Raw genomic sequence first — 21106 nt, 5'->3', positions numbered from 1 at the left:
CCAATTTTGGTGTTTGGATGGAATGATGACCAAGAAGCGCGACTGGAAGCCTCAGACCGCACTCGTGCATGCCGGAACGCTGCGTTCCGGCTTCGGCGAGACCTCCGAGGCGATGTATCTCACCCAAGGCTATGTCTACGAGACGGCGCAAGCGGCGGAGGCCCGCTTCAAGGGCGAGGAGCCGGGCTTCATCTATTCGCGCTATGCCAATCCGACGGTCGACATGTTTGAAAAACGCATGTGCGCGCTGGAAGGAGCCGAAGACGCGCGCGCCACGGCATCCGGCATGGCGGCGGTGACGGCAGCACTGCTGTGCAGCGCCAAGGCGGGCGACCATATCGTAGCGGCGCGCGCGCTGTTCGGCTCCTGCCGCTGGGTGGTCGAGACGCTGGCGCCGAAATACGGCATTGAGGCAACGCTGGTCGACGGCACCGACATCGCCAATTGGGAAAAGGCGGTCAAGCCGAACACCAAACTGTTCTTCCTGGAAAGCCCGACCAATCCTACGCTGGAAGTGATCGACATTGCCGCCGTCGCGGCACTTGCCAATTCGATCGGCGCCAGGCTGATCGTCGATAATGTCTTCGCCACGCCCTTGCAGCAGAAACCCCTGCAGCTCGGCGCCCACATCGTCGTCTATTCGGCCACGAAGCATATTGACGGCCAGGGGCGCTGTCTTGGCGGCATCGTTCTGTCGGACAAGAAATGGATCGACGAGAACCTGCATGACTATTTCCGCCACACCGGCCCAAGCCTCTCGCCCTTCAATGCCTGGACGCTGCTGAAAGGCCTTGAGACGCTGCCGCTACGCGTACGCCAGCAGACGGAAAGTGCCGGCCGCATCGCGGATTTCCTGGCCGAGCGCCCGCAAATCGCCCGTGTCATCTATCCTGGCCGTGCCGACCACCCGCAAGCGGCCGTGGTCAAGAAGCAGATGTCGGGTGGCTCGACGCTGATCTGCCTCGATGTGAAGGGCGGCAAGCAGGCGGCCTTTGCCTTCCAGAACGCACTCGACGTCGTGCTCATTTCCAACAATCTCGGCGACGCCAAGAGCCTGATCACCCATCCGGCGACGACGACGCACAAGAACTTGACCGATGAGGCCCGCGCCGAGCTCGGCATCGGACCGGGAACACTCAGGCTGTCAGTTGGCCTTGAGGACGCCGACGACCTGCTCGAAGACATCGAGCAGGCACTGAGAGTTGCCGGATAAGGGATGGCCGAACAGAGGCGAGCGGGAACGCGCCCGATCAGGCGCCGGACGGGGTCTCTTCCAGCTCCGCGACGGTCTTTGTCTGGATAGTCATCACGTTGCCGCGCCAGTCGACGGCGCCGCTCAGCCATCCGCGCGCCCAAATGGCGGGAAGCATCAGGTCTCGCGCCATCATCGCCGGGATCGTGCGCGGCGACAGCTGCCATCCCTTGGCCGAGGCCAAGGCGCATTCCGGCAGGTAGGCCGCGACCAGCACGGCGATGGCGGTTGCCGGCAGGCTGACGCCGGCGTCAGCCGCCGCGATCAGCGCAAGCACCAGCGGCGGCGCCGCGCCGATCAGGATCTCGGGGGCGAAGAACAGCGCGAAGGTGACGCGGCGCAGCCGCGCCCAGCGCGCCTGCCGCGACCAGATCTCGCCAAGCGTGCGCCGGCCGAGCGGCTGTTCGAAGGGCGAGGCGACAAGATTGACCCGCAGTCCGAGCCCGTTGACCAGCTTGGTCGCGGCGGCGTCCTCGGCGATCTCGGCGGCAAGCGCGCGGATGCCGCCATTGGCGTCGAGCATCGGCTTGTTCCACAACATGCTCTTGCCCTGCGCGAAGCCGAGGCCGAGCGCCTCTCCAGCGTACTGCCAGCGTGCCTGCAGCGTGTTGAGAAAGGCGCATTCGACCTCCCCCCAGAAACTGTCCGGCCGTGAGCCGATCGGCGTCGAGCAGACGAGGCCAGTGCCATGCCGCCATGCCGCCATCAGCTGCTGGACGTAGTCGCTCGGCATAAGCACATTGGAATCGGCAAGGATGACCCAGCGATAACGCCCCGCCTCCCAACCCTTCACGCAATTGTTGAGTTTTGGATTGCCGCTGATGCGGTCGTCACCGACTAGAAGGCGGGCGCGAATAGCTGGAAAGCGCGCCATTGCTGCGGTGATCGGCTTGACCACCGGGTCGTCGGCATGGGCGACACAGAAGATGAGTTCGTAGCGCGGCCAGTCGAGTGAGAAGGCGCGCTCCAGCGTCTCTTCGGCAAACGGCTCGACGCCGCGTGCCGGGATGACGATCGATACCGGCGGCGCGTTGGCGGGCGGTGCGATCCTGGCTGGTCGCTTCAGCTTCAGCGAAGCTAACAGGATGCTGGCGAGATTTGAAAGAAGGAGGGCTATGGAAAGGAGGGCGGCTGCGAATGTCGGTTCCATCGAGATCTGGTCACTCCAGAAGTGCCGGCCGCATGACGGCCGTTTTCAACAATTCGACAGAACGCTGAGTCGCCCGGCACAAGCCTGCACACCATCATTGTCATGTGTCACTTAAATGACATTGTTTTTCGGCACCTGCGCTCGAGTCGGGCAAGGAGATGACGCGCATCGTTGATCAAACTGCGCTGAGCGTCGAAAGTTCCATCTACATTGCTTTGGAGCAGTTTATGTACAGCGCCGTCACCCGCAACATCGAAGTGCAGGTCAGGCCGTTCTATCTGGAGGATCACTCCGACCCTCCGCAAAACCGCTATGTCTGGGGATATCAGGTGACCATCGACAATCAGTCGGATGAGTTCGTGCAGCTTCTGTCGCGCTACTGGCACATTACCGACGGCACCGGCAAGGTCGAGGAAGTGCGCGGCCCCGGGGTCGTCGGCGAGCAACCCGGACTCAACCCCGGCGACAGCTATCAGTATACGTCTGGATGCCCGCTCTCGACGCCGTCCGGCATCATGGTCGGGCACTACACCATGCGCAACAGGCGGGGCGAGACGTTCGACGTCGCCATCCCCGCCTTCTCGCTCGACTTGCCGGGAATGCGGCGCACCGTCAATTGACGGCCGTCATCCGGCCGCTGCAAACTCCGCCGGGTCGAAGTCATATTGCTTCGAGCAGAATTCGCAGGCGACGTGAATGCTGCCATCCTCGGTGCTGTCCCTGATCTCCTCGGCGGAAAAGCCTTCAAGGATGCCGTGGATCTTGTCCCTCGAGCATGAGCACTGGTCGGCGACCGGCACCCCGCCGAACACACGGACGCCATGCTCGTGGAAAAGCCGGTAAAGCAGCCGTTCGGCGCCGATCGTCGGATCGATCAGCTCGGTCGGTTCAATAGTACCAAGCAGCGCCAGCAGCTCCTGCCAGGAATTGTCGGTCGGGTCGTGGATCTCCTCACGCGGATCGCCGTCGCCACCGGGAAGGTCGGGTACGCGCATGCGCTCCGCCGATTGCGGCAGGAATTGTGCCAGCAGGCCACCGGCCCGCCATTGCTCGCGAGCACCGCCGACGCCCGGCGTCAGAAGCTTGGCAACCGAAAGCCGGAGGTCGGTCGGAATCTGCTCCGACTGGCGGAAATAAGTGCGTGCGGCATCTTCCAGTGTGACGCCGTCGAGCTGGACGATGCCCTGGTAGCGTTGTGTGTGGGCGCCCTGGTCGATGGTCAGCGCCAGGACGCCGCTGCCGAGCAGCGTCTGCGGTGACGTCTCGCCGGCAGAAGTCAAAGCCTGCAGCCGGTCGGCATCGAAGCGGGCATAAGCGCGCAGCGCGTGCGGCGTGGAGAAATCCGCGACCAGCATGTCGACCGGCCCGTCGGTGCGGGTCTGCAGAATGAACTTGCCCTCGAACTTCAGCGAAGTTCCGAGCAATACCGTCAACACACAGGCTTCAGCCAGGAGCCGGGCGACCGGCTCGGGATAGTCGTGACGGCTGAGAATAGCATCGAGCATCGGCCCGAGCTGGACGGTGCGACCGCGCACGTCGAGCGGGCCGACCTCGAACGGCACGACATGGTCGTCGCCGGCGTAGCCGAATTCGCCGAGCTTGGGTTTATGTTCAGCCAATTGATGAGTTTCCAACATGACAAAGCTCCGGGGCGCGGCGATGCCGCCCTCCGGGGCGCATGCGACGAGACGCGCTCGATTTGCGTGATGCGCCTGAGATAGGCACCACCAACTCCCGGATCAAGGCGGCCCAGATCAAGGCGGCGCAGATCAGGCCGGCCCGGATCACCGCGGCTCGTATCAAGCGCCCAGGCACCAGGCCAGGACCGCCTTCTGGGCATGGAGCCGGTTCTCGGCCTCATCGAACACCACCGAATGCGGTCCGTCGATGACCTCGTCGGTAACCTCCTCACCGCGATGCGCCGGCAGACAGTGCATGAACAGCGCATCCGGCTTGGCTTTCGCCATCAGTGCCGCATTGACCTGATAGGGCAGGAAGACATTGTGGCCGCGGGCACGGTGCTCCTGGCCCATCGACACCCAGCAGTCGGTGACGATGCAGTCGGCCTCGTGAACGGCCTCCTCGGGCGAACGGGTGAATTTCAGCTTGCCGCCATTGGCTTTCGACCAGTCGACATGCTTCTGGGCCGGTTCGCTGCCCTCGGGCACGGCGACATTCAGCTTGAAATGGAACCGCGCGGATGCCTCCAGCAGCGAATGCAGCACGTTGTTGCCGTCGCCGGTCCAGGCGATCGTTTTACCGGCCACCGGACCGCGGTGCTCTTCGAAGGTCATGATGTCGGCCATCAGCTGGCAGGGGTGGGTCTCGTCGGTCAGCCCGTTGATGACGGGGACCGTAGCGTTTTCCATCAGTTCCAGCAGCCGGTCATGCGAGGTGGTGCGGATCATGATGGCATCGACATAGCGCGACAGCACCTTGGCTGTGTCAGCAATGGTCTCCGAGCGGCCAAGCTGCATCTCGGTGCCGGTCAGCATGATCGTCTCGCCACCCAACTGCCGCATACCGACGTCGAACGACACGCGCGTGCGCGTCGACGGCTTGTCGAAGATCATCGCCAGCACCTTGCCTTCGAGCGGCTTGCTGCGTTCGCCGGCCTTGAGCCTTGCCTTTCGCACCGCTGCGTCGTCGAGCATGAAGCGCAGATCGCCTTCGGAAACGGCGGAAAGATCGGTGAAATGGCGAAGGGACATCAGGAATTCCAGGATTACTTCGCAGCGGCAGCGACGATGGCATCTGCCAGGCTCTTGGCGCCGGCACGAATGCGCTCGAGCGCTTCGCGGATCTCGGCTTCGGTGACGGTGAGAGGCGGCAGCAGGCGGATAACGTTGTCGCCGGCCGGAACCGTCAAGAGATGCTGGTCACGCAGTGCCACCGTGACCTTGGTGTTGGGCATCGCGCATTTAAGCCCGAGCATCAGGCCGGTGCCCCTGATGCTTTCGATAACATCCGGAAATTCGTCGGCGACACCGGCGAGCCCCTGCTTCAACAGCAGTGCCTTGCGCCGGACGTCTTCGAGAAAGCCGTCTTCCAGCACCACGTCGAGCACGGCGTTGCCGACCGCCATTGCCAGCGGATTGCCGCCGAAGGTGGTGCCGTGCACGCCAGCGGTCATGCCGACCGCTGCCTCGTCGGTGGCGAGGCAGGCACCCATCGGGAAGCCGCCGCCGATGCCTTTGGCCACCGCCATGAGGTCGGGTGTGACACCCGCCCACTCATGCGCGAACAGCTTTCCGGTGCGGCCGACGCCGCATTGGACCTCGTCGAAAATCAGGAGCAGTCCGTGCTGATCGCAGAGCTGCCTGAGCCGCTTCAGCGATTGCGTCGGCACTTGCCTGATGCCGCCCTCGCCTTGCACCGGCTCGACCAGGATCGCCGCGGTTTCAGGCGTGATCGCCTTCTCGGCGGCATCCACATCGTCGAAACCGACCTGGTCGAAGCCGTCGACCTTGGGGCCGAAACCTTCCAGATACTTGTACTGACCGCCGGCGGCGATGGTCGCCAGGGTGCGGCCGTGGAAGGCGCCTTCGAAGGTGGTTGTGCGGTAGCGCTCGGGATGGCCCTTGACGAAGTGGTAGCGCCGCGCCGTCTTGATGGCGCATTCGAGCGCCTCTGCGCCGGAATTGGTGAAGAACACCTTGTCGGCGAAGCTTGCGTCGGCCAGCCGCTCGCCGAGCCGGCTCTGTCCCGGAATCTCGTACAGATTAGAGACGTGCCAGAGCTTGGCGGCCTGCTCGGTGAGGGCCGCGACCAGATGCGGATGGCTGTAGCCCAACGAATTCACGGCGATGCCGCCGGCGAAATCGAGATATCGCTCGCCCTTGTCGGTGACCAGCCAGGTGCCTTCACCGTGGTCGAAAGCCAGGGGTGCGCGAACAAAGGTCTCGAAAAGCGCCGAACCGCTCATTATATGCGTCTCCGGAACCGGAAAAATCAAAAAGCCGCCAAAGCGGCGGCCCTTGTGGCTTATCGTGTTTTTCGGCCGTGAAGTCAACGAAAAGGTCGCGCAAGGTCGCGCGGCAAGCCCCCCAGCATAACGCCGGCTCCTAAGCGACCGGGCAAGTTGGGGAAAACCGAAAAAACCGATTCGTGTTGGCCTTGGGACTCTTGTCACCGAGTCAGCGCATAAGGTAATTGTAGTAGAGAAATAACTAGATTTCGTGCGGCGGACCTAATCACCCGATATATGTGGTGTCTGCCCGGCAGAAGCCGGGTCGGGAATGGATTCCGATTGCCGCACGTTTCAGCAGGAGCGCGGTCTCATGAACTGGACTGACGAGCGAGTCGAACTTCTCAGAAAATTGTGGTCGGAGGGCCTCAGCGCCAGCCAGATCGCCGCACAGCTTGGCGGGGTCAGCCGCAATGCGGTCATCGGCAAAGTGCACCGGCTGAAACTGTCCGGTCGCGGACGCACGACCGCCTCACCGGCACGCCAGAAGAAGACGGTGCAGGGATCGACGATCCAGAAATCGGTGTCCCGGGCAGCAAGCGCCACGCGCCATGCCACCACCTCGATGTCGATCGGTGCGACCGCGCTCAAGGCGCAGTTCGATGCCGAACCGGTGGCGCGCCACTATATCCGCCCGGTCGAGAACGTCGTCGTGCCGATCTCGCGGCATCTGCAACTTGTCGAACTCAACGAGCGCACTTGCAAATGGCCGAACGGCGATCCGCTTTCGGAAGACTTCCATTTCTGCGGCAACGACGCCGCCGAAACCGGCCCCTACTGCAAGTACCACGCCCGCGTGGCGTTCCAGCCGGCATCGGAGCGGCGGCGGAGCAGGTGAATGGTGAATGGTGAATGGTGAATGGTGAATGGTGGCGGGCTGAGCTTGGAGTAAGAAAGCAAGGCTCTTGCCTAGCCCTATTCACTATTGATCATTCACCCACTTCATAGCCACCCATTCTTGCGAAACCGCCAGTAAAGAAACGTGCAGATCAGGGCAATTGCCGCCAGGACGGCCGGGTAGCCATATTCCATCCTCAGTTCCGGCATGTCGCTGAAATTCATGCCGTAAATGCCGGCGAATGCCGTCGGCACGGCCAAGATTGCGGCCCATGAGGCAAGCTTCTTGGAGATCGCCGTCTCCTGGCTTTGACCGACCAGAAGGCTCGCCTCGAAGGCGAAGGCGAGAACCTCACGCAGGCTGTCGATCTTTTCCTGGACAGTGCGGATGTGGTCGGTGACGTCGCGAAACAGCGGGTGCATGGCTGTGTGGATTTGCGGCAGATCGGCGCTGGTGAGCCGCCGGCAGACCTCCACCAGCGGCAGGGCCGCATTACGCAGGCGCAAGAGATCGCGGCGCAGCATGTAAAGCCGTTCGATATCGGAGCCGGTCATCGGTTTCAGCAGAACCTTGTCCTCGATCGCCTCGACCTCGTTTTCGATCTGCTCAAGCACCGGCATATAGTTGTCGACGATGAAATCGAGAATGGCGTAGAGGACGAAATCCTCGCCCTTGGCAAGGGAATGCGGGCAGCTTTCCCAATGCTGGCGAACGGCGGCGTAGGAGGTCGACGGGCCATGCCTGACGCTGACGATGTAGCCCGCGCCGACGAACAGATGCGTCTCGCCGAAGGTGACGCGGCTGTCGATCAGCTGCGCCGTGCGGGCAACGATGAACAGGGCATCACCATATTGCTCGATCTTCGGTCGCTGGTGCGGATGCTCGGCGTCCTCGATCGCCAGCTCATGCAGATGGAATTGCGCCTGGACGCGCAGCAACAAATTGCGGTCGGGCTCCAGCAGTCCGATCCAGACCACGTGGCCCGGCTTCCCGGCCCATTCGCCGGCTTCCTCGATCGGAATGTCGGCGATGCGCCGCCCAGCCGTATAGACGCCGCAAGCGATTATACCCGACATCGGCGGCGCAGGAGCAAACTCGCGGACATATTCCATCGCAGCCTCCTGAAGGCCGGGCCTTCATCGCGGAACTGAGAAGTCGGCGCGTCGAAAGCTTAGCGCAATTTTCTGTCGGGTGGCGAATCCGAAATTCGCATCAGTGCTGAGAGAACTCACTTCGCTGGTTGGGTTGCGGGAAGAATAATCTTGTCCGTCTTATCGCCCTTCGGACGATCGGCCGGCATCTGATCGCCGGTGACGATATAGTAGATCGTCTCGGCGATGTTGGTGGCGTGGTCGCCGATGCGCTCGATGTTCTTGGCGCAAAACAGGAGATGTGTGCAGGGGGTGATGTTGCGTGGGTCTTCCATCATGTAGGTCAGCAATTCGCGAAACAGAGAGGTGTACATGGCGTCGATCTGGTCGTCGCGGTCGCGCACGAAACCGATTTTCTCCACCGACCGCGACGCATAGACGTCGAGTACTTCCTTGAGCTGGGTCAGTGCCAGATTGGCCAAAGCCTCGAGGCCGCGGAACAGACTGTTCGGCTGGCGCCCGTCTGCGACGGCAACCACCCGCTTGGCGACGTTCTTGCCGAGGTCGCCTACCCGTTCGAGGTCAGCCGAGATGCGGATCGCGCCGACGATTTCGCGCAGATCCGTCGCCATCGGCTGGCGTTTGGCGATGATGATGATCGCCTTGTCGTCGATCTCGCGCTGTCCCTCATCCAGAACCAGGTCGTCCCGAATGACTTTCTGGGCAAGCCCCGGATCAGCATTGACCAGCGCCGCGACCGCCTGCTCGACCATGCGCTCGGCATGCCCGCCCATCGCCGCGATGCGCTTCGACAGATATTTCAGCTCCTCGTCATAGGCGCTGACGATATGCACGGACTGCATGGACGAAATGCCTTCCCGGGATCTCGTGGTTGAGTCGTTCCCTCGAATCCCCGCTGATACGCTAGCCGGATGACAGAAAAAAGAAACGGCCCATTATGTGCTAGAGATAGTACTACGCTAGCGAGCCGGCAAATGGACCGTGAACGCCGCACCCTTGCCGACCTCCGACCTGATGGAGAGTCTGGCGTTGTGGCGGGTCAGGATATGCTTGACGATGGACAGGCCAAGGCCGGTGCCCTTCTGGGTTCGGCTGTTCTCGACGTCGACACGGTAGAAGCGCTCGGTGATGCGCGGGATGTGCTCTTCGGGGATGCCGGGGCCGAAATCCCTGATGGTGACGTCGATGCCCGGTTCGGGATCGCTGTCGCTGCGTATGATCGACACCACGACACGTCCGCCCGACTGACCATATTTGCAGGCGTTTTCCAGCAGGTTTTCGAATACCTGGAAAAGCTCGTCCCGATCGCCGGGCACGTCGAGCGGCCCTTCCGCGAAATCACGCTCGATGACGACGCCGTTTTCCTTTGCGAGCGGCCCAAGCGAATCGATGACGCTGTCGATGGCCTGGCGCAGGTCGACCTCGGTTCCCGGCTTGAGATAGGGCTTCATCTCCAGGCGCGACAGCGACAGAAGGTCGTCGATGAGGCGCGCCATGCGGCTGGTCTGGTTCTGCATGATCTGCAGGAACTGCTCGCGCGCCGCGGGGTCGTTGCGGGCCGGCCCGCGCAGCGTCTCGATGAAGCCGGCGATCGAGGCGAGAGGCGTGCGCAGCTCGTGGCTGGCATTGGCAATGAAGTCGGCACGCATTCTGTCGATCCGGCGCGCCTCACTCTGGTCCTTGAACACCAGCACGTAGAGATCCGTGGCATGGCCGACTGAAGACGCGCTCACCCGATAGGCTCGTTCGACCGGCAGCTTTTCTATGTAGTCGACGCTGTCCGAAGCGACGTTGCCCGCCAAGATGCTATCCAGCAAGGCCTGCATTTCCGGCGCGCGGAATTTCAGCGACAGCGACATGCCGGGGGCAATCCCACCGAAGGCGGCAAAGGCAGCGGCGTTGGCGTGGACGATGGCGGCGGAGCGATCGAAAATGATCAGCGGATCGGCAACCGCCGCCGCGAGATATTCGCCGGAAAGTTGTTGCACGCCCGACTCGATGGCCGTGGCATTTTCGGTCGATTGACGGGCGATGCCGGCCGGCAGCATCGCAGCGGCAACCAGCACGGCGCCAGCCAGCAGCACCACATAGCCAGACATGCCGGCAAAACCATAGACCATCAGAACCGCAACGAGGCCGGCCGCCAGTAGCCAGCGGCTGTTCCACAGCCGCATGGCGACGGTTTGCGCCCTGCCTCTCCGCTCTGTGCCGATGTCGGCCATTTGCGCTCCGTCTGCGGCCACTTCAAGAACTTCTTGCTGGACCGGCGCTAGAGCGCAGTGCGTCCAATTGGGCGCACAAAGGACGCTCTACCTCTTTATCTGCTGCATCGTTCTTTCCGAAAATCGATTCCGATTTTCGGGCCGATGCAGTAAGGCTCCCAATAGCACGAGTCCGGAAGCTGGAAAGGTTCGCCTCGATGAAAAACGCCAAGGAAAGCCCCGCCGCACCCTCATCGGGGCCGCTGAAGATCATGATCGACGGCAAGGAGAGGGCGTTCGACATCGAGGCCCCCGCGCTTCCCGACTGGGTCGAGGACCGCAAGCTCACTGCCGGCGGTTACCCTTACGACAAGAAGATGAAGAGCGAGGAGTATGACGAGAGGCTAGAGAAGCTGCAGATCGAGCTGGTCAAGGCGCAGGCGTGGCTGCAGTCGACGGGCAAGCGGGTAATGTCGCTGTTCGAGGGGCGCGACGCTGCCGGCAAGGGCGGCACGATCTTCGTTTTGCGCCAGTATCTGAACCCTCGCACGGCGCGCAACGTGGCGCTGACCAAGCCAACGCCCACCGAGCTTGGACAATGGTACTTCCAGCGCTACGTCGACCACTTCCCGACGTCGGGCGAATTCGTCACCTTCGACCGCTCCTGGTATAACCGCGCCGGCGTTGAACCGGTGATGGGATTCTGCACGCCCGAGCAGCACGAGCAATTTCTGGACGAGGTTCCGCATTTCGAGCGGATGATCCGCAACGAGGGCATACATTTCTTCAAATTCTGGCTGAACATCGGCCGGGAAACGCAGCTCGAGCGATTCCACGACCGCCGCTGGAGCCCGCTGAAGAGCTGGAAGTTTTCGCCAATCGACATCGCCGGCATCAGCAAATGGGACGAATACACCAAAGCGCGCGACCTGATGGTCGAGCGCACGCACAAGGAGTTCGCGCCCTGGATCATTGTGCGGGCGAACGACAAACGGCGCGCGCGGCTGGCCGTCATGCAGCGCATTCTCCTTTCGCTTCCCTATGACGGCCGCGACCTCGACGTCATCGGCAAGGAGGACAAGAAGATCATCGGCGAAGGGCCGACTTTCCTCGAAAAATAAGCTCACCTCATCGATACGCGGCTCTCATGCCGCCAGCCGGGCAATCCGCTGCAGTCGCTTCAGCGTGGTGTCGTCCTGCAGCGCCTGCTGGAAAAGCGAGATCTCCTGATCGATGCGGTCGCAGAGCGCGCCGGTGTCGCCCCTAAGCAGGTCGCGCGTCTGTAGCAGCGCCGCGACAGGCTTCTTGGCGAGTTGCCTGGCTCTTGCCAACGTGGCTTCCTCGACGCTGCCGTCCGTCACGATCTCGCCGACAAGGCCCAGTGCCCTGGCATCTTCGGCGGCGAGCGTGTCGCCCAGGCAGAAGAAGCGGAACGCCCCGGCATAGCCGAGCTTCTGCGGCGCCAGAATGCTGGTCGCCGCGTCCGGCACCAGGCCGAAATCGACGAACGGCACCCGAAACGTGCTCTTGCTCGAGGCGATCACCATGTCGCAGTGGAACAGGATGGTGCAACCGACGCCGACGGCGTCGCCGTCGACACAGGCAAGGACCGGTTTCGGAAACGTCGCCAGCGTGCGGAACATATCGGTGACGGCGGCGATCAGTCGCCGATGTTTGGTGGCGTCGAGAAATTCGGAGAAATCGGCACCGAGGCAGAAGCACCCGGCCAAGCCGCGCAGGACCACTACGCGGACGTCGTCGTCGACAGCGGCTTCGTGGAATGTCCTGGCCAGGCTTTCATAGGCCCGCCTGTCCAGCACCGGGCGGCCGTCACCCGACGATACCGTGACGATCAGCGTGTGATTGCGGAATTCTGCTTTTGAGTGAACGTTCATGGCCTCTCTCCAATCTCACGAGGCGCGTCTCTGTCCGAGCATGTCCGGGTACCCTCTGGCCAGCACCGGCGCAAAGTGGTTGCGGCGCGAACGCACCACGTCGAGCGTGTGCTCGTTGAAGGTGAGCAGTGTGGCAACCACCTGCTGGTTGCCATAGGTACGCTGGTAACCGAGCGGCGTTGCCAGGAAATGCAGCTGCAGCGCGCGAAGCACCCACATCGGCTCGAATTCGATGATCACCTGGTTGACGTTGCGCTTCAGACCCCACTCGACGAAGCCGGCGATCAGCTCGGTGCCGACCGTCGACACGCCGCGCCGACCGTCGCGGAATCCCGGCGCAACCGCATAGCGGGTCAGTTCATAGACATTCGGGCCCGACGGTGGGGTTCCCTCATAAAGGTCCGCCAGCACATCGGTTAGAAGATGGGCCCGGGTTGTCGGCAACATCCGCTGATAACCGGCGAGCTCGCCATTGCGGATGACGATCTGGTGCACTGCCTCGTCGTGGTCGAATTGATCGATCTCGAGGCCATCAGGGCGCTGCAGATCGGTCCATCCCATCTCTTCGACGAAAACTCTGTAACGCAAACGATGAACTGCCTCCCAGAGGTCGGGCCGTTCCATCAATTCCTGGGTTGTGAGGGAAAAAAGCATTTGCCGTCTCCTAGTTTCAATAGGAAGATACGGCCGTGCTTTCCCAAAAAAATTACGCGATCACGCAAGCAAGAATTTCTAGGCCGGCGCGGCCGACCTAGTTAATATAGCCGCGCCTTATCGCTTCCGCGACGGCCTGGACCCGGTTGACGGCACCGAGTTTGCTTTTGGCGTTAAGAAGGTGTTTCTCTGACGTGTGTTCCGAAATGCCGAGAATTTGTGAAATCTCCCATTCGGACTTGCCAACAGCAGCCCATTGCAGGCATTCGCGCTCACGCGGCGTTAATTCGACATGATCGATGGTTTTGCCCGCCATGGTGTGGAGCTGCATTGCGCGGCCAATCGCATAAGTCGAGACCAGCGACACCAACCCGAAATCGGCGCTCGACAATTCGACAGCCTCGCCGCCTAGCGACACCATGACGATCTGGCCATCGAGCGTGATTAGCGGAAAGGCCAACCCGTCGCGCAGCTTGAATTCCCCGGCATCGCCCATCACCTCGCCGCCGCTCTTGCCGATGCGGATGCCCTGAGATGCTTCCCGCCACTGGAATGGCGCTTGAAGCTGCTTCATGTGGCTGACGACGGGGTCGTGATCGACGTAGTTGCGCGCGACGTAGCGCTCAAGCCATTCAGCCGGCCAGTCGCAGAGCAGCACATGGTCCTTTTGCTGGTTTCTCGGCGTGCCAGGTTGCGGAACCGTCCCGGCCATCAGCGCCGTCAGCCCGAACCCGCTTGTTACCCCCAACAGCTTTTCGCAGACGGCGGCGGCTGTGCCGGCGTGCTGCAACTGATCTATCAACTCCAGCGTACGATCGAAATGACCCATCGCAACATCTACCCCATGTTGCCTTCCGCTCTTGAGGCCAATGGCAGTGATCAACCCGCACCACGCCATCAACCCCGGACTGCAAAGCTGCCTCCCTGTGCGTCCTACTGCTCCTCTTCAGCCGGCATCACGCAGTCACTTGCAAACTCACTAAACAATATCCCTAAATTGCAATGATGAAACCAAAAACCGTCGCACCTGTGTTTTTTTCGTACAAAAACCTGTGTTATTTCGTACGAAAGCCGGGGCAAGACCGAACGGAGTCGTCGCGTGGCGTTTCGGCGCATATCCATTTCATTGATCTCGATATTGATCGGAGCGCAATCGCTTGCGGCTGCTGCGCTCGCCGCGGAGCCGCAGGTGCCCTTGTTCTGGGACGCCAAGGAGCGGCTGCCAAAGCCGGACCTTTCGATGCTGCCGCGGCTGCGATTCCTGACCACCACGGATTTCCCGCCGTTCAATTTCCTCGATGGGGCAGGCCGGCTGTCGGGCTTCCATGTCGACCTGGCGCGCGCCATCTGCGCCGAGCTCGGCGTTGCCGAAAAATGCCAGATCCAGGCGCTGCCCTGGGCCGAGCTCGAAGGTGCGCTCGGGAAGGGCGAGGGCGAAGCGATCATTGCCGGCATCGCCGCGACGCCGGAGTCGCGGTCGAAATACGCATTTTCACGCTCCTACCTGCAATTTCCGGCCCGCTTCATCATGCTGAAGACACAGGCGCTGACCGAACCAATGTTCGACAAGCTGCGCAGCAAGCGTGTCGGCGTGATCGCCGGCTCCGCGCACGAGCGGATGCTGCGCGATTATTTCGGCGACGTCCAAATCGTCCCGTTCGCAAAGCCGGAGGAGCTTTATGGTGAGCTGAAAGCCGGCAAGATCGACGCCGCCTTCGGCGACGGCATGCGTTTCGCCTTCTGGCTCGGCGGTTCGGATGCAGCGGGCTGCTGCCGCTTTGCCGGCGGCCCCTATCTGGCGCCCGAATATCTCGGCTCAGGCATGGCAATCGCCACCAGGGCCGACGATCCGGCACTGGCCGCCGCTTTCGACTACGCGCTGCAGGAAATCTCGGTGAAAGGCACGTTCGCCGAGTTCTATCTGCGCTATTTTCCCGTCAGTTTTTTCTGAGCTTGGCCGCCGGCTCAGGTCAGCGTGCGAAGGCGGGCCTTGGCGGCTCGCGCAATGGCGGCGACCGTCAGCGCATCGAGGTCGAGTTCCCGGCGGACGAGCTGCAGGACGCGCACCTCCTCCAGGCGCATTTCGAGATCGACAGCTGCGACCTCGAAGGCGGCGGCATAGGCGGTGTCACGCAGGCGTTCGGGCAGCGCCTCGGCGACGCGCGCCAGGACGCCCTCCAGCCCATCCTTTTCATGCAGCATTTTCTGGCAGGCCTGGGCGACCTCGACCAGCCGCTCCTGGTTGAAATCCTCAAACACCGGCCAGGATCGAACGACGTCGCCGATCCGCGCCAGTTCGACGTCGGTCATGTCGCGGTCTGACGCCGAGGTGATGACCATCAGGTAGATCATGGCTTCGTGTGGCGACAATGGCATTTACAACTCCTTGAGATGGTCCCGAAGTTAGGAACGAGGGACCGGCGCCGCAAGGAAAAACAGCCGCGATCGTTGGCGCTCCGATCACGCCTTGGAAGTTGATCCATCCTGACTATCGGGACGGGGGCTTCTTGCCTGATCACGGTCCTGCCCGAAAACCGGGTTCCACTTTTCGGGATCATGGTCTAGAGCATGCGGCTGCCGGCATGGATGCTGGCAAAGTTGCAGGAATAGCATCATGGCCGAACAACAGCCGATCGATCTCAGCCCGGAAGTCCTCGCCGCCGCCGCCGAAAGCAAGGCGTGGCCATTCGAGGAAGCGAAAAAGATCGTCGCCCGCTACGCGAGCAGCGGCTACCCGGAAACGGTGCTGTTCGAGACCGGCTACGGCCCGTCCGGCCTGCCGCACATCGGCACGTTCGGCGAGGTGGCGCGCACATCTATGGTGCGCCACGCCTTCCGCGTACTGACTGAAGACAAGGTCAAGACGCGGCTGCTGTGCTTCTCCGACGACATGGACGGATTGCGCAAGGTGCCGGACAATGTGCCTAACAAGGACATGCTGCGCGCCTATCTCGGCAAGCCGCTGACCAGGATACCGGACCCGTTCTCCAATGAGTATCCGTCCTTCGGCGCCGCCAATAACGCACGGCTGCGCACTTTCCTCGACCGTTTCGGCTTCGATTACGAATTCGCTTCCTCGACCGACTATTATACTTCCGGCCGCTTCGACGCGACGCTGCTCAAGATGCTCGAGCGCTTCGATAAGGTGATGGCAATTATGCTGCCGTCGCTGCGCGAGGAGCGGGCGCTGAGCTATTCGCCCTTCCTGCCGATCCATCCCAAGACCGGCATCGTCATGCAAGTCGCGATCGACGAGCGCAAGCTCGACGCCGGCACCATCGTGTGGCGCGACCCGGACACCGGCGAGCGCTTCGAGACGCCGGTGACCGGCGGTCATGCCAAGCTGCAATGGAAGCCAGATTGGGCGATGCGCTGGGCAGCACTCGGCGTCGATTACGAGATGTCCGGCAAGGATCTGATCGATTCCGTCAAGCTCGCCGGGCAGATTTGCCGCGCGCTCGATGCTCCGGCACCCGAGGGCTTCAATTATGAGCTGTTCCTCGATGAGAACGGCCAGAAGATCTCGAAGTCGAAGGGCAATGGGCTGACCATCGACGAGTGGCTGACTTACGCGCCGACCGAGAGCCTTAGCCTTTATATGTTCCAGCGCCCGCGAACCGCGAAGAAGCTTTATTTCGACGTCATCCCGAAGGCGGTAGACGAATATTACACGTTCCTCTCTGCCTATCAGAGGCAGGACTGGAAGGAGCGGCTGGGCAATCCGGTCTGGCACATGCATGACGGCAATCCCCCGGCAGTCGACCTGCCGGTTCCGTTCTCGCTGCTGCTCAACCTGGTCAGCGCCTCGAATGCGCAGAACAGGGACGTGCTGTGGGGTTTCATTTCGCGCCACGCGCCGGGTGTGACGCCGACAACCCATCCCGAGCTCGACCGGCTGGCCGAATATGCCATCCGCTATTTCGACGATTTCGTGAAGCCGGCGAAAGTGTACCGTGCTGCCGACGCGGTCGAGCGCGAGGCGCTGACCAAGCTTTCGGAAGCGCTCGCCGCGCTGCCGGCTGATGCCGACAGCGAGGCAATCCAGAACGCTGCCCTCAATGTTGCGCGCAAGATCGAGCGCTACCAGGACCATTCCAAGCAGAGCCCGGAGGGCGGACCCGGTGTCTCCGTCGCCTTCTTCCAGATGATCTATCGGGTGCTGATAGGTCAGGAACGCGGACCGCGCTTCGGCTCCTTCGCCGCGCTCTACGGCATCGCCGAAACGCGCGAGCTCATTCAGCGGGCGCTGGCTGGTCAACTGGCGGCATGAGGACGCCGTCTTGCTCCTCCAGGATCGAGCTAGGCGCTACAGGCGCGGATCGCGACGCAGCAGCCGGGAGCGGCGGCAGGCCTGAAACGCTCGGCGCCGGCCCGAAGACGCCTTTTTTTGCTGCACGCGCCTTCTCGCCGGCTTCTGCGTAAGGGCCGCCCTTGGCGGCGCGCGCCCAGCCATTTTCGACCAGCCATTGACCGACATCCTGATTACCGATCCGGCACTCGGCGGCGATCAGATCACGACCGCCTTCGGGCGGCACGGCACAGACCACCGCACGACTGCGGAGAAAGGCGCGGAAGGCCGTTCGCGCCCGAATGCCGCAATTCCAGGACTCGCCGCCGTCGGTGCAAGTCTCCTCCTGCTTGACGATGTCGATCCCGGAAACCGCAATCGAATAGCCCTTTGCTTCGATGACCCCGGCGGCCGATGCGACGGGCTGGAATAGTTTCGTGCCTTTCCAGTCGTCGGGCATTTTCGTTTTTGGCGGCTTGGGCGGTCCAGCCAATGCCAGATCGCTCAACGGGGCGCGCGGCTCTATCCGTTCAAGCTCGTTGGAACCGGGCTGCGGCGGCACCACGATGTCTGGATCGATTGCCCTCGAATGCGCCGCCTGCTTGGCCGGCACTGGTTTCGGGATGGCCGACGTAGCCGGCGCGGCGGGCTGAGTTTCGACGCCGACCTGGATTTGCTCCCAGGGGCCGCCGCTTTCGCTCTGGACGGCGCGGCCGCCGGCGACAATTGCCGTGGCCATCGCCGGGATCGCCAGAACAGCCAAAGCAAGGTGAGGCAGACGCACCGGCCCCGCGCCTACTGGCTTGCCCAGACAATCCGCGCCACCCATTCGACATCGCGCATGGGGATGTCGCGGTCCGGGTGATCGGGATTGAGGGAGACCAGCGCGATCGACCTCGGTGTCTGGCGGTCAAGCATCTTGGCCATCACCTCGCCGGCATTGGTCTTGACGACGACGCGATCACCCTTTCGTATGGTAGCCCCTGGCTCGACGATCAGGACATCGCCATTGCGATAGAGCGGCAGCATGGAATCGCCCTGGACCTTCAAGGCATAGGAGGTCTCGGTTGCCCGTGCCGGAAGCTCGATCAGATCCCATCCCTGCCCCGCTGGAAACCCGGCGTCGTCGAAGAAGCCACCGGCGCCCGCCTGGGCGAAGCCGAGCAGCGGCACCGACGATCTCTGCACGGGTAGTGCGCCGGAATTACCCCGACCCTCGACCAGCCCCGCAAATTCGTCCAGCGAGGCGCCGGTCGCCTCAATGATCTTGGCCAGCGATTCGGTCGACGGCCAGCGCGGCCGTCCATCTGAGGACAGCCGCTTCGATTTGTTGAAGGCGGTCGAGTCGAGGCCTGCGCGCCTGGCCAGTCCGGAGGCCGAAAGCGAATAACGCTCGGCGAGAGCGTCGATGGCGGCCCAAACGCGGTCGTGCGAGAGCACCTTGCTCTCCTTCGAAACAGGAAAAAATACCTTCCGTGTTCTACCCCTTGGCCGCCATCTTGTCCACCGCCGAAGACGGCGTCAGGCCGCCTCCTTGGCCTCGTCCCTGGTATAGGGATCGAAGCGCTCGTAGAAGGTCTCGCCCTTCTCGGCCATATCAAGCAGCAGCTTCGGCGCCTTGAACTCGGTGCCGTATTTCTTCTGCAGGCGCTTGGCGATTTTGACGAATTTCTTAGCGCCGATGCCGTCGATGTAGGACAGTGCACCGCCTGTATAGGGCGCGAAGCCGAAGGCCAGGATCGAGCCGACATCGGCCTCGCGTGGGTCGGTAACGATGCCCTCTTCCATCACCCGTACCGCCTCAAGCGCGATGGTGACCAGCAGCCGCTGCTTCAGTTCCTCATAATCAACCTGCTCCGGCGCCAGCTGCGGGTAGAGATCCCTGAGACCTGGCCACAGCTTCTTCTTGGCCGGTTTTGCCGGATAGTCATAGAAGCCCTTGCTGTTCTTGCGGCCCAAGCGACCATGCGTGTCGACCATCGTGTTGATCAGCGCCATCTGCTTCGGATCGACCGCCTTGTCGCCGAGATCGCGCATGGTCTGCTTCATGATCTTCTGGGCAAGGTCGATCGCGGTCTCGTCGGTCAACGCCAGAGGACCGACCGGCATGCCGGCGGCTTTCGCCGCATTCTCGATCATCGACGCCGGAACACCTTCGATCAGCATCTTGTAGGCTTCCGACATGTAGCGCAGTACGCAGCGATTGACGTAAAAACCGCGCGTATCGTTGACAACGATCGGCGTCTTCTTGATGGCGCGGACGAAGTCGATTGCGGTGGCCAGCGCCTTGTCGCCGGTCTTCTTGCCGAGGATGATCTCGACCAGCATCATCTTGTCGACCGGCGAGAAGAAGTGGATGCCGATGAAATTCTTTGGCCGCGCCGAATTCCTGGCCAGCGATGTGATCGGTATGGTCGACGTATTCGAGGCGAAGATCGCCGACTGCTTGAGCACAGCCTCGGCCTGTTCGGTGGCATCCTTCTTGACGGCCGAGTCCTCGAACACCGCCTCGACCACAAGATCGCAGCCGGCAAGATCCGCGTAATCGGCCGTCGGCGTGATCAGCGACAGCAACCGATCCTTGTCCTGCGGCTTGGCACGGCCCTTTTTCACCTGATCCGAGATAAGGGTCTCGGAATGCGCCTTGCCCTTGGCGGCGGACTCCATGTCACGGTCGAGCAGCACCACCGGAATGCCGGCCTTGGCCGTCACATAGGCAATGCCAGCGCCCATGAAGCCGGCGCCGAGTACGCCGATCTTCTTGAACTTCGTTTCCGGCACACCGGCCGGGCGGCGCGCGCCCTTGTTCAGTTCCTGGAGCGACACGAACAGCGAACGGATCATCGCTGCCGCTTCCCTGGTCTGCATAATCTCGGTGAAATAGCGTTGCTCGATCCGCAGGGCGGTGTCGAACGGCACCAACAAGCCCTCGTAAACGCATTTCAGGATGGCGGCAGCGGCGGGATAATTGCCATAGGTCTCGCGGCGCAGAATGGCGATGGCCGGGGGCCACAGATTGGCACCGGCCACCGAATAGATCGGGGCGCCGGGCAGCTTGAAGCCCTTTTCATCCCATGGCGCCACCGGTTTCAAGCCGTTCCTGATCATCGCCTTGGCGGTTTCGACCAGCTTGTCCGGCTCGGCAATCTCATGGATCAGGCCCATCGACTTGGCCTTCTGAGGCGACAGCGTCTGGCCGGACGTCAGCATTTGCAGCGCCTGCTGCTGGTCGGTCAGCCGCGGCACGCGCTGGGTGCCGCCGGCGCCCGGAAAAATGCCGATCTTCACTTCGGGAAGCGCCATCCTCACTTTGTCTGAATCGGCCGCGACACGGCCATGGCAGGCGAGCGACAATTCGAACGCGCCACCCATGCATGTGCCGTTGATCGCCGAAACCCATGGCTTTCCCGAAGTTTCCAGCTTGCGGAACAGGCCGTTCATGGTGCCCGCATTGTCGAACAGGGCCTTGGTCGCCTTCTCCGGGTCCTTCGCCTTGTCGGCGGCAAGGGTCGCCAGCATCTTCTGCAGCATGGTGATGTCGGCGCCGCCCGAGAACGTATCCTTGCCGGAGGTGATCACCGCGCCCTTTATCGCTGCATCGCTCGCCACTTTGTCGACGATGGTATTCAGTTCGAGCATCACCTCCTCGGTGAAGACGTTCATCGAACGGTCCGGCATGTCCCAGGTGACCAGCGCAATGCCGTCGGCGTCGATGTCGAGGGTGAAATTGGTGTAGCTCATCATCTCTC

Annotated in this window: 20 protein-coding genes; 6 read left to right on the top strand and 14 right to left on the bottom strand. The window is 62.3% G+C overall.

The window, feature by feature from the left end:
* The first annotated feature begins 22 nt into the window (after nucleotides 1–22).
* Entirely contained in the window at nucleotides 23–1213 is a 1191-nt protein-coding gene (locus tag NKH90_RS10545; RefSeq protein WP_031211967.1) for an O-succinylhomoserine sulfhydrylase, read from the top strand.
* A 37-nt stretch (nucleotides 1214–1250) separates the two neighbouring features.
* Here the strand turns inward: NKH90_RS10545 and NKH90_RS10540 are convergent, their stop codons facing one another.
* The gene (locus NKH90_RS10540; RefSeq protein ID WP_352819286.1) at nucleotides 1251–2402 is read right to left on the bottom strand and encodes a ceramide glucosyltransferase; all 1152 of its coding nucleotides are present in this window, start codon (nucleotides 2400–2402) and stop codon (nucleotides 1251–1253) included.
* A 227-nt stretch (nucleotides 2403–2629) separates the two neighbouring features.
* Here NKH90_RS10540 and apaG point away from each other — a divergent pair, with 227 nt between their 5' ends.
* Nucleotides 2630–3022, top strand: coding sequence for a Co2+/Mg2+ efflux facilitator ApaG/CorD (gene apaG / locus NKH90_RS10535; RefSeq protein WP_352470114.1), 393 nt, complete (start codon nucleotides 2630–2632; stop codon nucleotides 3020–3022).
* Nucleotides 3023–3028: 6 nt separating this feature from the next.
* On the opposite strand, the gene NKH90_RS10530 is transcribed toward apaG, so the two are convergent.
* The 3 genes from NKH90_RS10530 to NKH90_RS10520 form a co-directional block, all read right to left on the bottom strand.
* Complete coding sequence (locus NKH90_RS10530) at nucleotides 3029–4039, bottom strand: Hsp33 family molecular chaperone (protein ID WP_352541305.1); 1011 nt, start codon at nucleotides 4037–4039, stop codon at nucleotides 3029–3031.
* 162 nt (nucleotides 4040–4201) lie between these two features.
* A complete protein-coding gene (argF, locus tag NKH90_RS10525; protein WP_352470112.1) occupies nucleotides 4202–5113 on the bottom strand; it encodes an ornithine carbamoyltransferase in 912 nt (303 codons plus the stop codon).
* Between the two features lie 14 nt (nucleotides 5114–5127).
* Complete coding sequence (locus tag NKH90_RS10520; protein WP_352819284.1) at nucleotides 5128–6327, bottom strand: aspartate aminotransferase family protein; 1200 nt, start codon at nucleotides 6325–6327, stop codon at nucleotides 5128–5130.
* Between the two features lie 355 nt (nucleotides 6328–6682).
* Between NKH90_RS10520 and NKH90_RS10515 the strand changes: the two genes are divergently transcribed.
* Entirely contained in the window at nucleotides 6683–7207 is a 525-nt protein-coding gene (locus NKH90_RS10515; RefSeq protein ID WP_023677348.1) for a GcrA family cell cycle regulator, read from the top strand.
* 104 nt (nucleotides 7208–7311) lie between these two features.
* Here the strand turns inward: NKH90_RS10515 and NKH90_RS10510 are convergent, their stop codons facing one another.
* From NKH90_RS10510 to NKH90_RS10500, 3 genes are all read right to left on the bottom strand, one after another.
* A complete protein-coding gene (locus NKH90_RS10510) occupies nucleotides 7312–8319 on the bottom strand; it encodes a magnesium and cobalt transport protein CorA (RefSeq protein WP_023677347.1) in 1008 nt (335 codons plus the stop codon).
* 116 nt (nucleotides 8320–8435) lie between these two features.
* On the bottom strand, nucleotides 8436–9161 hold the full coding sequence (phoU, locus tag NKH90_RS10505) for a phosphate signaling complex protein PhoU (protein WP_023677346.1): 726 nt from the start codon (nucleotides 9159–9161) through the stop codon (nucleotides 8436–8438).
* A gap of 117 nt (nucleotides 9162–9278) precedes the next feature.
* Complete coding sequence (locus tag NKH90_RS10500; RefSeq protein WP_352819282.1) at nucleotides 9279–10541, bottom strand: sensor histidine kinase; 1263 nt, start codon at nucleotides 10539–10541, stop codon at nucleotides 9279–9281.
* 197 nt (nucleotides 10542–10738) lie between these two features.
* Here NKH90_RS10500 and ppk2 point away from each other — a divergent pair, with 197 nt between their 5' ends.
* Nucleotides 10739–11641 (top strand): polyphosphate kinase 2, encoded by a 903-nt coding sequence (ppk2, locus tag NKH90_RS10495; protein WP_352685725.1) that lies wholly within the window; start codon nucleotides 10739–10741, stop codon nucleotides 11639–11641.
* A 24-nt stretch (nucleotides 11642–11665) separates the two neighbouring features.
* Here ppk2 and NKH90_RS10490 read toward each other — a convergent pair whose 3' ends face one another.
* The 3 genes from NKH90_RS10490 to NKH90_RS10480 all read right to left on the bottom strand — a co-directional run bounded on the left by NKH90_RS10490 (nucleotide 11666) and on the right by NKH90_RS10480 (nucleotide 13898).
* Complete coding sequence (locus NKH90_RS10490) at nucleotides 11666–12415, bottom strand: enoyl-CoA hydratase-related protein (protein WP_023677343.1); 750 nt, start codon at nucleotides 12413–12415, stop codon at nucleotides 11666–11668.
* A gap of 15 nt (nucleotides 12416–12430) precedes the next feature.
* Nucleotides 12431–13069, bottom strand: coding sequence for an acyl-homoserine-lactone synthase (locus tag NKH90_RS10485; protein ID WP_023677342.1), 639 nt, complete (start codon nucleotides 13067–13069; stop codon nucleotides 12431–12433).
* A gap of 97 nt (nucleotides 13070–13166) precedes the next feature.
* On the bottom strand, nucleotides 13167–13898 hold the full coding sequence (locus NKH90_RS10480; protein ID WP_352470107.1) for a helix-turn-helix transcriptional regulator: 732 nt from the start codon (nucleotides 13896–13898) through the stop codon (nucleotides 13167–13169).
* 270 nt (nucleotides 13899–14168) lie between these two features.
* Between NKH90_RS10480 and NKH90_RS10475 the strand changes: the two genes are divergently transcribed.
* Nucleotides 14169–15020 (top strand): ABC transporter substrate-binding protein, encoded by an 852-nt coding sequence (locus tag NKH90_RS10475; protein WP_352819279.1) that lies wholly within the window; start codon nucleotides 14169–14171, stop codon nucleotides 15018–15020.
* A gap of 14 nt (nucleotides 15021–15034) precedes the next feature.
* Here the strand turns inward: NKH90_RS10475 and NKH90_RS10470 are convergent, their stop codons facing one another.
* Nucleotides 15035–15445: a tellurite resistance TerB family protein gene (locus NKH90_RS10470; protein WP_023677339.1), complete on the bottom strand. Its 411-nt coding sequence runs from the start codon at nucleotides 15443–15445 to the stop codon at nucleotides 15035–15037.
* Nucleotides 15446–15683: 238 nt separating this feature from the next.
* Between NKH90_RS10470 and NKH90_RS10465 the strand changes: the two genes are divergently transcribed.
* On the top strand, nucleotides 15684–17339 hold the full coding sequence (locus NKH90_RS10465; RefSeq protein ID WP_352819277.1) for a lysine--tRNA ligase: 1656 nt from the start codon (nucleotides 15684–15686) through the stop codon (nucleotides 17337–17339).
* Here NKH90_RS10465 and NKH90_RS10460 read toward each other — a convergent pair.
* The 3 genes from NKH90_RS10460 to NKH90_RS10450 all read right to left on the bottom strand — a co-directional run bounded on the left by NKH90_RS10460 (nucleotide 17302) and on the right by NKH90_RS10450 (nucleotide 21098).
* Complete coding sequence (locus NKH90_RS10460; RefSeq protein WP_352819275.1) at nucleotides 17302–18141, bottom strand: thermonuclease family protein; 840 nt, start codon at nucleotides 18139–18141, stop codon at nucleotides 17302–17304. The two genes, NKH90_RS10465 and NKH90_RS10460, sit on opposite strands and share 38 nt — an antisense overlap.
* An 11-nt stretch (nucleotides 18142–18152) precedes the next feature.
* Nucleotides 18153–18797, bottom strand: a complete 645-nt coding sequence (locus NKH90_RS10455) for a S24 family peptidase (RefSeq protein WP_352766996.1) — start codon at nucleotides 18795–18797, stop codon at nucleotides 18153–18155.
* 81 nt (nucleotides 18798–18878) lie between these two features.
* Entirely contained in the window at nucleotides 18879–21098 is a 2220-nt protein-coding gene (locus NKH90_RS10450; protein WP_352819273.1) for a 3-hydroxyacyl-CoA dehydrogenase NAD-binding domain-containing protein, read from the bottom strand.
* Between the last annotated feature and the right edge of the window lie 8 nt (nucleotides 21099–21106).

Origin of the sequence: Mesorhizobium sp. M0898, assembly GCF_040319695.1 — a bacterium.
GTDB lineage: Bacteria > Pseudomonadota > Alphaproteobacteria > Rhizobiales > Rhizobiaceae > Mesorhizobium.
The sequence above is the reverse complement of the archived record's forward strand: the minus strand, read 5'-3'. Positions and strand labels throughout refer to the sequence as shown.

Excerpts from the sequence above, each read along its gene's own strand:
- NKH90_RS10545 (WP_031211967.1), top strand. The coding sequence starts at position 23 with ATGATGACCAAGAAGCGCGACTGGAAGCCTCAGACCGCACTCGTGCAT.
- NKH90_RS10540 (WP_352819286.1), bottom strand. The coding sequence starts at position 2,402 with ATGGAACCGACATTCGCAGCCGCCCTCCTTTCCATAGCCCTCCTTCTT.
- apaG (WP_352470114.1), top strand. The coding sequence starts at position 2,630 with ATGTACAGCGCCGTCACCCGCAACATCGAAGTGCAGGTCAGGCCGTTC.
- NKH90_RS10530 (WP_352541305.1), bottom strand. The coding sequence starts at position 4,039 with ATGTTGGAAACTCATCAATTGGCTGAACATAAACCCAAGCTCGGCGAA.
- argF (WP_352470112.1), bottom strand. The coding sequence starts at position 5,113 with ATGTCCCTTCGCCATTTCACCGATCTTTCCGCCGTTTCCGAAGGCGAT.
- NKH90_RS10520 (WP_352819284.1), bottom strand. The coding sequence starts at position 6,327 with ATGAGCGGTTCGGCGCTTTTCGAGACCTTTGTTCGCGCACCCCTGGCT.
- NKH90_RS10515 (WP_023677348.1), top strand. The coding sequence starts at position 6,683 with ATGAACTGGACTGACGAGCGAGTCGAACTTCTCAGAAAATTGTGGTCG.
- NKH90_RS10510 (WP_023677347.1), bottom strand. The coding sequence starts at position 8,319 with ATGGAATATGTCCGCGAGTTTGCTCCTGCGCCGCCGATGTCGGGTATA.
- phoU (WP_023677346.1), bottom strand. The coding sequence starts at position 9,161 with ATGCAGTCCGTGCATATCGTCAGCGCCTATGACGAGGAGCTGAAATAT.
- NKH90_RS10500 (WP_352819282.1), bottom strand. The coding sequence starts at position 10,541 with ATGGCCGACATCGGCACAGAGCGGAGAGGCAGGGCGCAAACCGTCGCC.
- ppk2 (WP_352685725.1), top strand. The coding sequence starts at position 10,739 with ATGAAAAACGCCAAGGAAAGCCCCGCCGCACCCTCATCGGGGCCGCTG.
- NKH90_RS10490 (WP_023677343.1), bottom strand. The coding sequence starts at position 12,415 with ATGAACGTTCACTCAAAAGCAGAATTCCGCAATCACACGCTGATCGTC.
- NKH90_RS10485 (WP_023677342.1), bottom strand. The coding sequence starts at position 13,069 with ATGCTTTTTTCCCTCACAACCCAGGAATTGATGGAACGGCCCGACCTC.
- NKH90_RS10480 (WP_352470107.1), bottom strand. The coding sequence starts at position 13,898 with ATGGGTCATTTCGATCGTACGCTGGAGTTGATAGATCAGTTGCAGCAC.
- NKH90_RS10470 (WP_023677339.1), bottom strand. The coding sequence starts at position 15,445 with ATGCCATTGTCGCCACACGAAGCCATGATCTACCTGATGGTCATCACC.
- NKH90_RS10465 (WP_352819277.1), top strand. The coding sequence starts at position 15,684 with ATGGCCGAACAACAGCCGATCGATCTCAGCCCGGAAGTCCTCGCCGCC.
- NKH90_RS10450 (WP_352819273.1), bottom strand. The coding sequence starts at position 21,098 with ATGAGCTACACCAATTTCACCCTCGACATCGACGCCGACGGCATTGCG.